Source organism: Arthrobacter sp. TB 23 (assembly GCF_000294595.1).
Classification (GTDB): Bacteria; Actinomycetota; Actinomycetes; order Actinomycetales; family Micrococcaceae; genus Arthrobacter_D.
Genome location: NZ_ALPM01000045.1, coordinates 1 through 11,719 on the forward strand (window position 1 = coordinate 1; position 11,719 = coordinate 11,719).

Annotated in this window: 8 protein-coding genes and 1 pseudogene (1 of these 9 cut by a window edge); 6 read left to right on the plus strand and 3 right to left on the minus strand. The window is 64.1% G+C overall.

Translation table 11 applies throughout. The features are described from left to right. A partial coding sequence (locus B384_RS17930; RefSeq protein WP_035766572.1) for an HNH endonuclease signature motif containing protein occupies window positions 1–502 on the plus strand: 502 nt, incomplete at its 5' end. Window positions 503–575: 73 nt separating this feature from the next. On the opposite strand, the gene B384_RS0106075 is transcribed toward B384_RS17930, so the two are convergent. Beyond that, a complete protein-coding gene (locus tag B384_RS0106075; RefSeq protein WP_019481103.1) occupies window positions 576–1,913 on the minus strand; it encodes an aminotransferase class I/II-fold pyridoxal phosphate-dependent enzyme in 1,338 nt (445 codons plus the stop codon). A 209-nt stretch (window positions 1,914–2,122) separates the two neighbouring features. Beyond that, the gene (locus B384_RS0106080; protein WP_019481104.1) at window positions 2,123–4,336 is read right to left on the minus strand and encodes an MMPL family transporter; all 2,214 of its coding nucleotides are present in this window, start codon (window positions 4,334–4,336) and stop codon (window positions 2,123–2,125) included. Between the two features lie 122 nt (window positions 4,337–4,458). Here B384_RS0106080 and B384_RS0106085 point away from each other — a divergent pair, with 122 nt between their 5' ends. From B384_RS0106085 to B384_RS0106095, 3 genes are all read left to right on the plus strand, one after another. Then, entirely contained in the window at window positions 4,459–4,932 is a 474-nt protein-coding gene (locus B384_RS0106085; protein WP_019481105.1) for a MarR family winged helix-turn-helix transcriptional regulator, read from the plus strand. A gap of 22 nt (window positions 4,933–4,954) precedes the next feature. Next, window positions 4,955–6,556, plus strand: a complete 1,602-nt coding sequence (locus tag B384_RS0106090; RefSeq protein ID WP_019481106.1) for a phytoene desaturase family protein — start codon at window positions 4,955–4,957, stop codon at window positions 6,554–6,556. A gap of 150 nt (window positions 6,557–6,706) precedes the next feature. After that, complete coding sequence (locus B384_RS0106095) at window positions 6,707–7,891, plus strand: ATP-grasp domain-containing protein (RefSeq protein ID WP_019481107.1); 1,185 nt, start codon at window positions 6,707–6,709, stop codon at window positions 7,889–7,891. 8 nt (window positions 7,892–7,899) lie between these two features. On the opposite strand, the gene murJ is transcribed toward B384_RS0106095, so the two are convergent. Continuing rightward, entirely contained in the window at window positions 7,900–9,402 is a 1,503-nt protein-coding gene (gene murJ, locus B384_RS0106100) for a murein biosynthesis integral membrane protein MurJ (protein WP_019481108.1), read from the minus strand. Window positions 9,403–9,507: 105 nt separating this feature from the next. Here murJ and B384_RS0106105 point away from each other — a divergent pair, with 105 nt between their 5' ends. Further along, a complete protein-coding gene (locus tag B384_RS0106105) occupies window positions 9,508–10,125 on the plus strand; it encodes a LysE family transporter (RefSeq protein WP_019481109.1) in 618 nt (205 codons plus the stop codon). 23 nt (window positions 10,126–10,148) lie between these two features. Beyond that, window positions 10,149–11,719: pseudogene (gene pabB, locus B384_RS17935) on the plus strand (aminodeoxychorismate synthase component I); it runs 564 nt beyond the window's last position.

An 11,719-nucleotide genomic window follows, 5' to 3' on the forward strand; every position in this document is an offset into this window, starting at 1 on the left:
CGTCACCGTCCCGGTGATGACTCTCCTCGGTGGGGACACACCGGGTGAGTTGGAAGGCTACGGGCCGATTGATCCCGAGACCGCACGCCAACTCGCCGGCCACGCACCATCGTTCACCAGGATCCTCACCCACCCCTTCACCGGGGCCAGGCTCGGAGCCGATGCGACCACGTACCGTGTCCCGCAGGACCTCAAGGATGCGGTCCGGGTCAGGGACGGAACCTGCCGGCATCCGGGATGTAACCGGTTGGCGGTGTTCTGCGAACTCGACCACACCACCCCCTGGTCCCAAGGAGGCAAAACGTCCTACGGGAATCTGGCGTCCCTGTGTAAACGCCACCACATGTTCAAAACCGAAGGCTACTGGCACTACCAACAACCCGACCCCGGCACCATCATCGCGATCTCACCACTCGGCGAAACCTACCTCACCACCGCCGACCCACCACCAGCCCCACCAGCACCAGCACCTCCAGCACCAGAGATACCTCCGCCCTTCTAGCCAACTCAGTTCTCCTGTGCTGCCCAATTGCCTCGATCTACTGAGACAGACCTGAATGCACAGTTCTAACCTTCTAGCCTTCAGCGGTGGCAACGGTCCGTTCAATGGCGGCAGCGAAGATCGGGAGGCTTCGTTCTAGCATCTCCTCGTTGGCAGTCAGGGAAATCCTAAAGAAGCCGGGTGTCTCGAAATGCACGCCTGGCATCACAAAGACCCCCTGGGCCGCTAGGGTCGCCACGAATGCCTCGTCGTCGGGGTCCGGCGAGCGCACAAACAGGTAAAACGTTCCTTCCGGGCGGATAACCCGATAACCCATCTCCTGCAACGCATCAACCATCCGGTCGCGTTTGCGTTGGAGCGCCGGGATATCGATCGAAAACTGTTCGAGTCTGGGCAATGCGTGCTGGAGCACGGCGTTTGGGTAAATCCATCCCATCGCCAGTTGCAGGGCGTCAAGTGCGCTGACAACCACATCACGATCAGGCAGGTTCGGATGCAACGCCAGATAGCCGATCCGTTCACCCGGCGAAAGATGAGTCTTCCCGTACGAGTAGGCCAGCAGGGTATAGCGGTAAAACTCGATCGGACTATGGAATCGAGCACCGTCAAACACGATGCGGTTATAGGGCTCATCGGAAATGAGATAAATCCGGCGACCAATCGCGGCCGAGCCGCTCTCAAGCACTGCCGCGAGACGTTCGAGCACAGCTGGCGGATAAATCCGGCCGCTGGGGTTGTTGGGAGTGTTGACAATCACCGCACACGTGCGGCTGGTGATCGCCGCTGCGATCTGGTCCACGTCGAGGTCAAAGGTCTCCAAATCCACAGTGACCTTTACGGGGACGAGCCCGGCCTCGATGACGATCGGCTCGTAGAAGAACCACGGTGGAAGGCTGTAGATCACCTCGTCGCCGGGGTCTCCCACTGCCTTGAGCGCGAGGGCGATCGCCGTGAAACCGCCGGTAGCCAGGTGGATGTCCTCGGGACGAAATGGCACCCCAATGAGGCGCTGGAGGGAGGCCGCGGCCGCCTCCTGCGCCTCAGGGGTGTTTTGTTTGTAGGCAAACCATTGGTCGTTGCGTGGAATTGTGGCTTCCTGGAGCGCCGCAACATAGGCCTCTTGCGGCATCTCGTGTGGGTTACCGAAAGTCAGGTCGCAGATGCCTGGCTCGTTCCGGCGCGCAGCATACGTCGAGGACGTGAGGAAAGCATTGAGGAGCCGGTAAGGCTCGGCTGCTGCCACGTTCCCAGCCCGCTGCGATATCGGCGAACTGGCAAGCCCCGGTGTCATCGAACTGGAGCGGTCAGGATCAGGTATTCCCGGCTGCTGGCTGGTCTTTGGCGCCGGACCCTTATCCAGTGCATCGTTGGCTGGTACGTCATGGTCGGGTGGGTTGGTTTGATCACTCATGATCGCTCCTCAGCTGTCGAATAATCAGCGCGCTGAATCAGTGGAGGCTGTGATGCGACCGATTATGGCCTCCACTGATTCAGCTGTAAAGAGCGCTTCCAGACCGGGCCTTTCCCTCCGCGGAACGGGTTGGAGGGGGCCGGGGACTGCTGCGGTGTTATCTACCCAGAGTGTTATCTACCCAGAGTGTTATCTACCCAGAGTGTTATCTACCCACGGTGAGCCGGTTCAGCGCGGTGGCCCTGCTCGTCCCGCCTGCCCGCCGAGCCTGGACCCGACAACCCGGATGACCCGCCGCGGTGCACCGGTCCGGATTCGCGTCCTAGCCGGGATGGCCACCAGATCCGCCGACCCAGGTCGTAGGACAGGGCCGGCACCAGCAGCGAGCGCACGATCAGCGTATCCAACAGCACACCGAAGGCCACGATGAACGCAATCTGGGCAAGGAACAGAATCGGGATGACCCCCAGGGCTGCGAAGGTGGCCGCCAGCACCACACCCGCAGAGGTGATGACTCCGCCGGTGACACCCAGACCCCTCAGAATTCCGGGGCGGGTTCCGATGCGTAGCGATTCCTCCCGGACTCGTGTCATCAGGAAAATGTTGTAATCCACCCCCAATGCCACGAGGAACACGAAGCCAAACAGCGGAACCGACGCATCTGCACCCTCAAAACCGAGCAGGTTGTTGAACACCAGGGCCGACACGCCCAGCGCCGTCGCGAAGGAGAGCACCACGCTGAGGATCAGTAGGACCGGCGCCACGATGGAACGGAGCAGGAGCATCAAGATCACCAGAATCACCGCCAACACGATCGGAATGATCTTCACCAGGTCAGCCTGGGCCGTGTCGTTGGTGTCAATCGCGATCGCGGTTACGCCACCAACCAGTGCCTCTGGGCTGGCGTCGTCCAGTGCGGTCCGCAACTCACGCACCACGTCTTCGGCCTCATCGGAGTCTGCCGGTGACTGCAGTGTGCCGGTAATCAGCACGTTGCCGCCACGGACGACGACGTCGCTGCCGGGTTCGGGAGACTCGGAACTGAGCGCGGCGTCAGTGATGCCGGCCTGGCTCTGCACCACTTCCAGGACAGCATCCTGGTCCTGCTCTGGGGCGATCACCGAGACTGGGCTCCCCGAACCGGCGTCGAAGTGGCGCGCCAGGGCTTCCTGCCCGTCCACCGCATTCGATTCCGTGAGGATCAGTGCGGACTGTGGTACTCCGTTAGCCTGCAGTTGGAACAAGCCCAGGGAACCGGCGGCCAGGACGAGGAATGAAGCGATCCAGACGGGTCGGGCGTGCCGGGAGATCAGTGTCGCCACCTTCTTCCAGATGCCACGCAGTCCCTCCAGCCCGGTGGCGTTCACTCCTTCGGGCTGAACGTGGCTGGACCCCAGTTTGGGGCGCAGCGGCCAAAACGCCGACCTGCCGAAGAGCAGGAGAAGAGAGGGCAGCAGTGTCAGGGCAGCCGCCAAGGAGAAGAGGATTCCAATCGCCGCGATCGGACCGAGGCTCCGGTTGGAGTTGAGGTCGGAAAACAATAGACAGAGCAGCGCAACAATAACCGTGGCCCCGGAGGCAAGAATCGGTTCGAACGAGCCGCGGTACGCCACCCGCATCGCGTCCCATTTTGCGGCGTGTTCGCCAAGTGCTTCCCTGAACCGTGCAACAAGCAGCAGCGCGTAATCGGTCGCCGCGCCGATGACCAGGATAAACAGGATTCCCTGGCTCTGACCACTGAGCTGAATCCATCCCCAGTCGGCCAGGGCATAGACCAGAACGATCGATGTGGCCAGCGCAAACACTGAGGTCAGCAGCACCAGGAACGGAAGGATCACAGACCGGTAGACGGACAACAGGATCAGAAAGACCGCTCCCAGCGCCACGCTGAGCAACAACCCATCAATGCCGCTGAAGGCGCTTGAGAGGTCGGTGGCAAAACCGGCCGGCCCCGTGACGTACCCGGTGGTACCGTCGGGGATCTCGGCGGTCAGCACCTCCCGAAGCGCCTCTACCACCTCCCCGATCTCGGCGTCGTCCGCTACAAACGCGATGTACTGAATAGCGAATGAATCTTCGGCTGGCACGGGCCCGATGACAGTTGGCGCTCCGGCTTCAGCAGGCTCCAGTCCCTCAACCGCCGCGAGGGAGGTAGCAAGCTCCTCGTACCCACCGAGGTCGGCTGGTGGAATCTCCGTCTCCGATTCGACGACGATCACCGCAGGCAGGGAGTCCGAATCAGTGAATTGGTTCTGCAGTTCACCTGCTTCGGTGGATTCGGCGTTGGCCGGGAGGAACGACGCCTGGTCATTGCTCGAGACTTCCTCCAACTTGCCGAAGGTGGGACCCCCGAACGCGGCGCCCACCAGCCAGATCAGGACGACGACGGCGGGCAACAGGACCCGTAACCACTTGCTGTGCATGATGAACGCCTCTCAACGAAATTATCTCTAAAACAAACTATATCCATCATGGAGATATAATTGGTAGACGGACTAGAGTTGTTTCTTGCGGTAACTGTTGAAACGACGAGGTGAGAGTGAGCATGGCAGAGAACCCCCGGCCCGAACTGATGGCGTTGCTCCAACAGTTCACCGTGGAAACGGATCGGTACGTGGATACTGTCAGCGCGCGGGATTCTCTCTATCGGACAGATCTGAATGCCCTCGGCGTCATGATGGGCGCCGCCCGGGCCGGTGCCGTCGTGACTCCCGGGATGCTGCGCTCCGAACTGCACCTGAGTTCCCCTGCGACTACCGCACTGGTGGACCGCCTGGATAATGCGGGCCATGTGAAACGCTCCAGGAGCGACGTCGACCGGCGGCAGGTCCACCTCGAAATGACCGAGAAGGCAATGGCCACCGGCGGCAAACTTTTCGCCCCACTGGCCCAGCACATCGGTGGCGCGCTGGCACAGTTCTCCACCGAGGAGCAGGAACTGCTGGCCGAGATGATGCGTCAGATCACGAGCGCAACCATCGCCGCGCGAGAGGAAGTAGCGCAGCAACCGGCCGGGTAGTGCTGGTTGCTAGGCTGAGCCAATGGATCGATCACGCGCCAGACAGGACCATTTCGACACCGTAGTGGTGGGCGGAGGCCATAACGGGCTCGTTGCAGCCACGTACCTGGCCAAGGCGGGCCGGTCGGTGGTGGTCCTCGAGCGCCAGGACCAAGTGGGTGGCGCCGCCGTATCCGCAGAGGCCTTTCCCGGCACGGGAGCGCGACTGTCGCGGTATTCCTACCTGGTGAGCCTCCTCCCCCAGCAGATTATCAACGATTTGGGGTTGGATCTGGAGCTGGTCCGTCGACGGTATTCCTCCTACACGCCGGTGGCCGGCGGCGCTTCCGGCCTGCTGGTCGACAACGAGGACCGCAAAGCGACCCGAAAGAGTTTCCGCAGGATCGATGCGGGCGACGATGCTGGGGCCTTTGGCGAGTTCTACGGTCGCACCGCGACCCTCGCCGAGCGACTATGGCCCACGTTCACCAAGCCGCTGCTCAGGCGCGCTGAGGCGAGGGAACTGGTCGGCGACGACGAGATTTGGGCCGACTTCATTGAACAGCCGCTCGGTGGGGTAATCGAGCGCTCGGTGGAGTCAGATTTGGTACGTGGGGTACTCCTCACCGATGGCTTGATCAGCACTTTCGCGCGGGCCCACGACGAGGACCTGCAGCAAAACAAGTGCTTCCTCTATCACGTGGTTGGCGGGGGAACCGGGGACTGGGATGTCCCGGTCGGCGGCATGGGAGCAGTCAGCGGTGCCCTGGAACGGGCCGCGCTGGCCGCGGGAGTGGAGATCCGCACGGGGGCCGAGGTGACAGCGGTGGCGCCCAACGGCGTCGTCCATTACCAACCAGCGGAGGAGAGCAGCCGCATGCGGAGCGTGACCGGCGAATACGTGCTGGCCAACGTCACGCCCGCTGTGCTGGGTCGGCTGATGGGCGGTCCGGGCGCCGACGGTTTCGCAACCTCCGCAGGTGCGGCCGAGGGCGCCCAGGTCAAAGTCAACCTGCTGCTCTCGCGGCTTCCGAAACTCAAGGACCCCGAGATCAGCCCCGAGCAGGCCTTCGGCGGAACCTTTCACATCAACGAGTTGTACTCGCAGTTGGACACCGCGTACACCGCCGCGGAGAACGGCAGGATCCCATCCCCCTTGCCGATCGAAATTTACTGCCATTCCCTGGCCGATCCGTCGATCCTGTCGGAGTCACTGCGGGAGTCGGGCGCCCACACCCTGACCGTTTTTTCTTTGCAGACCCCGCATCGATTAAGCCATGACGCCGATCACGACGTGCTGCGCGCAGAGCTACAGGCTGCAGTGCTTGAATCGCTGAACAGCGTGCTGGCCGAGCCCATCGAGGATTGCATCCTGCGCGACGGCGACGGCAAGCCTTGCATTGAAACGAAAACCACCCTCGATCTGGAGGAGACGCTGGGCCTGACCGGCGGGAACATCTTCCACGGTCCGTTGTCGTGGCCGTTTGCCGAGGACGATGCACCCCTGGACACCCCCGCCCAGCGCTGGGGTGTCGCCACCGACCACCAGCGCGTGCTGCTCTGCGGGGCGGGATCCCAACGAGGCGGTGGCGTCAGCGGGCTGGGTGGCCACAGCGCCGCCATGGCCCTCCTCGAGGAGCATTAGAGGTTCAGAAGAAAACGCCGAGTGGAACGCTTAACCGGTCATGTGACTGGTCCCGCCAGTAGAGTGAAAGCCTATTGACCCTGGACTTACCGCGAGTGTCCGCACCGGTGCGGAGCATCGGACGGCCGCTCACCATACCTTGAGGCGAGTTTGAAAAAGACACCAACCGAGGGACCGCGGGCCCTCGTCATCAGTACCAGCCGGGACAGGGGTGCGCTTGCTGCCGTCCGCTCGCTGCGCCAGTCCGGCTGGGTGGTTGGTGTCGGAACTCCCGACGGCGGCGGGATGCTCGGCGCGTCAGTCGCCTGCTCTGCCCGGCATGTGGTGCCACGACCGCGGCTGGATGGCGCCGCATTCATCGAAGGAGTCCGCCGGGCAGTAGCCCTAGGGTCCTACGACGTCGTGTTCGGCGGCGGCGACGACTGGATGGCGGCACTCGCCACCTATCGGGACGACATTCCCACCCGGGTGGCCCACCCGCCGGCCGACGTCGTGAACGCTGCACTCAATAAGGTTGAACTTTCGGCGCTCGCCCATCAAATCGGCCTGTCGGCGCCCCGCACTGTCCATGCATCCGATGAGGCGATCGAACAATGGCAAGGGCCGGTGGTAGTCAAGTGCCTGACGCACTGGGCGCACGGCCAGACCAGGCCACACCGGATCGAAGCGAAGCTCTTCCCCGACATCATTTCTGCCGGTCCACAGATCGAGCGGGTCAGGAAGGCCGGCGCCGAACCGATCCTTCAGGAACCGATCAAGGGGCATCTCGGTGCCCTCATCGGGATTTTCCACGACGGCCACCTGGATGGCCGGGTGCAACAAGTCACCTCACGCCTCTGGCCCACTCCAAACGGTGTGTCCACCCGTGCCGAGACGGTCCGGGTGGACGAGGATCTCGCAGCCAGGGTCGAAGCGCTGCTCCGCGAGCTCGGATGGTGGGGGTTGGTGGAGCTGCAGTTCCTGATTGACGACGACGGCGTCCATCACCTGATCGACCTCAACGGCCGCTTCTTCGGTTCGATGGCACTCACCAACGCCGCCCGGCCGGGTCTGACTGATCTGTGGGGGCGTCTGGTGCTCGGCGAGAAGATGCAGACATTGCCCGACGCCGCCCCTGGCATGCGCTACGCGTGGACGGCCGGGGATCTGCGACGGGCCAGCGTCGAACAGCGCGGCGGGCGGGTCGCCGACGTGGTGGATACCCTGCGGTGGGCTGGTCAGGCCCGCCACAGCGTGTGGGATCTGAAAGACCCGGGCCCCACCCTTCACCTTGCCTCGGCCCGGTTACGGCGGATCGATAGAAAGCCAAAATCAGTGGCAGCAGTCACCGGGTAGCTACTCGGCTAACCCCGCCCGCTCCTCCGCGCGACGCCCTTGACCATGTCGAGGGCCAGCAGTCGTTCTGGTGCCCGCAGCAGAATCAGCCCCAACAGGTACACGCCGAGGACCACGATGGCGACTGCCCCGCCGACCACAATGGCCGGCTGCCCAGCCACGATCACCAGGGCACCGACGCCAGCCGCCCCGGCTACCGCGGCCAGCCCCAACGCGCGCGCAATCAACGCCACGGTGGGCCGCAGCTCCAACCCCCGGTGGCGTCGATGCAGCAGCCAACCGTTCGCCAGGGCCGCGAAGCCCAGTGACGCGGTGGTCGCCAGCGCAATGCCTGCTATCCCCATGATGGGAGCGAGCATGATGTCTCCAACCACATTGATCACCATCGCAATTACCGACACCACCACCGGGGCCCGCGCATCACCCAGCGCATAGGAAGTACTCACCACCACCTGGCGGCACCCGAGGGCCAGCAGGGCGGGCGCGTACCAGGCCAGGGCGGTAGCCGTTGAGGTGATGTCGTCGCCGGTGAAGGCGCCGCGACCAAAGGCCACCTCTGCCAGCGGTTCGGCTGCGATGATCATCACCACGCAGATCGGGGTCAGCACGCTAACCGCGACCGCCAGCCCGCGGCCCACCAGCCGGCGCACCTCGCCGATGTTCTTCGAGGAAGCGCTCAACGCCGGGTAGAGAGGTACCAGCAGCGAAGCGATAATCAGGGTCTCCGGCAGGTTGACCAGCCGCCACCCATAGGACAGGGCTGTAATGGCCCCCTCCTCGAGGGTGGAGCCCACCGCACGGTCCACCAGGGTGTTGATATTGGCGATTGCACTGCCCACAAGCATCGGTGGCATCAGCCGCGCCATTTCGCGGAATCCCGGGTCGCCAAGGTTCAACCGCGGGCGCACCCGCGTTCCCAACGAAAACAGCGGCGGCAGCTGCAACAGCAGGCGTGCGGCCGACCCGACGACGAACCCGACCGCGAGCGCGGCGATGCCATAGGTGGGCCCGAAGAGTCCGGCGGCGCCGATCATGATGATGTTGAACGGCACGCCCTGCAACGCTGACCAGACCACCCGACCATGTGACTGCGACAGTGAGGCCAGTAGGTCCGTCCCAGCGATCAGCACCGTGGCGATCAGGACGATACGGGTCAGCGCCTCGGTTGTCTCGGCCTGTGCGCCATCAAAGCCCGGGGCGATCACCGCGGTGACTGGGCCGACGAAGATACTCATCACCACCCCGCCCACGCCGAGCACGATCATGGTGACGGTGAGCGCGGTGTCGAACCCCGGATGGCCCCGGCAACCGTCCTTCTCCTGGGCAGCCTCACGGGACGTCACGGGGATCGCCGACCGGGCCATGGCGTAGGCGATCAGGCCCAGCACAATGTTCATCAGCCCCTGCGCCACGAGGTAGGCGTCGAGCTCGGCACCGGCCCCGAAGACGGCAGCAATCACGACGTCACGGACGAACCCGAACAGGGTGGACACGGCGGTTAGGCCGGTCACCAGTAGGGCTGCCCTCCGTATACCTGGCCTAGTCACCCTATGACGATACATTTTGTCGCCGGGATCGCCCGCACTGCGGCGTCAACGGCCCGTTAGGATTGGCTGGTGACTTTTTCTGTCTGGCTGGCTCTGCTCGGAGCCCAGGCCCTCATCAGCTTCAGCCCCGGAGCCGGGGCCGTCAACACCATGAGCAATTCGCTCACGGTGGGCTTCCGCCGGTCCATGTGGGGCATCCTCGGGCAGCAGGTGGCACTCCTCGTTCACATTGCGGTGGTTGCGGCGGGAGTTGGGCTCCTGGTGGCGAGCTCCCCGGTGGCGTTCAATGTCATCCGGTTCGGTGGTGCCGCCTACCTGGTCTATCTGGGTATCAGGAAACTCCTGCAGTCCCCCGATCTCGAGGAGCAGGCTGAGGTCCGCCGGGCCGAGGGCGCCTTCTCCCTGTTCCGCCGGGGCCTGTGGGTGAACCTCCTCAATCCCAAGGCAATCGTGTTCTTCCTTGCTTTCATTCCACAGTTCATCAGGCCGTCCGAGCCGCTGCTGGGTCAGTACGGCATCCTGGCCGGCACGGTCGTGGCGATCGATGTCCTGGTCATGTGGTTCTTCTACGCTGCAACCGCCAAATCGTTCAGACGGTTCACCCAGAATCCTCGTGGGCAGATCGTCCTCAACCGGATCTTTGGCCTACTGTTTGTAGCCGTGGGTATCCTGCTCGCCGTCGCCTAACATCACCCGAGGATCAACAGCCCATGGCACCAAAAGGCGGGACCACCGTCGCACCGTTGATCGTTGCTATCGACGGCCGCTCAGGGGCCGGCAAGACCACCCTCGCCGTCGAGTTGGCGGCACTGCTCCGCGAGCATCACACGGTCAGCCTGTTTCACCTCGAAGACATATACCCGGGCTGGGACGGGTTGGAAACGGGTATGAACCGCTATGTTTCGGCGGTGCTGGAACCCCTTGCCGCCGGGCACACCGCCGAGTGGCGGGCGTGGGACTGGGAGGCCAACGACGACGGGCCAGCACAGCACACGGAACCGGCCGACGTCGTCATCGTTGAGGGTGTTGGAGCGGCCTGCCGGGCCGCACTCGAATTTTTGGACGTCAGCATCTGGGTGGAAGCAACCGAGGATATCCGGCGCACCACGGCTCTGAGCCGTGACGGGGACGCCTACGCGCCGTTTTGGGAGCGGTGGGCAGCGCAGGAGCAAACGTGGCTCAGTCGGGATCAACCTCAGCTCACCGCCGACCTCGTCGTCACCGGGCATCAGGACGTCTCGGCGCCCGAACGGGTCAGGTTGGCCCTCACTGGCCTGCCTCAGTGCGGTTCGCTGCTCGCGGCTGAGCGCGCACAGCGCCGGGCCGTCACCCTGCAGGTGGAGCGTCACGACGGCTGCCCGGATGGCGCCGCCCTGTTCGCCGCTCTCTACGGTTCCTCAGAACATGCCGTCTGGCTGGACAGTTCAGCCTCGGCTGCAGGGGTCGGAGGGCGCAGCCGGTTCAGCATCCTGGCCGATGACGGCGGCCAGTTCGGTCAGCTTGCCCGGCACTCCAGCGGGGCAACCGAGATCATTTCGGGGCAGGTCACGGCCCGCATCCCGGGCCCGTTCTTCCGTTGGCTCGATTCGGTCTGGGGTCGCAGGGCGGTGCCCACACCCAGCGACTATCGGTGCGGTTTCACACTGGGCTGGTTGGGTTATCTCGGGTATGAGCTCAAGCGGGAAACCGGTGGCAGTTCCGCGGCTCCTGGCACACTCCCGGACGCAGCCCTGATCTTCGCTGGCCGTGCGGTGGTCCTCGATCACGAGCTGCGGGCAACCTATCTCCTCACCCTGACCGCGCCCGGACATGACCAGGAGGTGCAACACTGGCTGTCCGCAGCGCGGTTGGCCGTTCGGGAGGCGGACGCCCTCAAGCCGCCGGGCGCCACAGCTTCTCCGAGCGACACAGTTTCCCCAGCCGCCACAGCTTCTCCGAGCGACACAGTTTTTCCAGGCGACACCGTTTCCCCGGGCGCAGACCCGCCGCCGGCCTTCACCTCCCGCGATACCCGCGCCAGCTACCTGGACAAGGTACGCCGCGCCCAGGCTGAGATTAGGGAAGGCAACACCTACGAGGTCTGTCTCACCACCTCTCTCCACGCGCACACGACAGGGTCCCTGAACCCGTTCGATGTGTACCGCGCCCTGCGCCGGGCCAGTCCTGCGCCCTTCGGCCATTTCCTCAGGTTCCCCGGCTTCGCCGTAGCCAGCACATCCCCGGAGCGGTTCCTGCAACTCAGTGCCGGCGGCGCCCTGCGCGCCGAACCGATCAAGGGCAC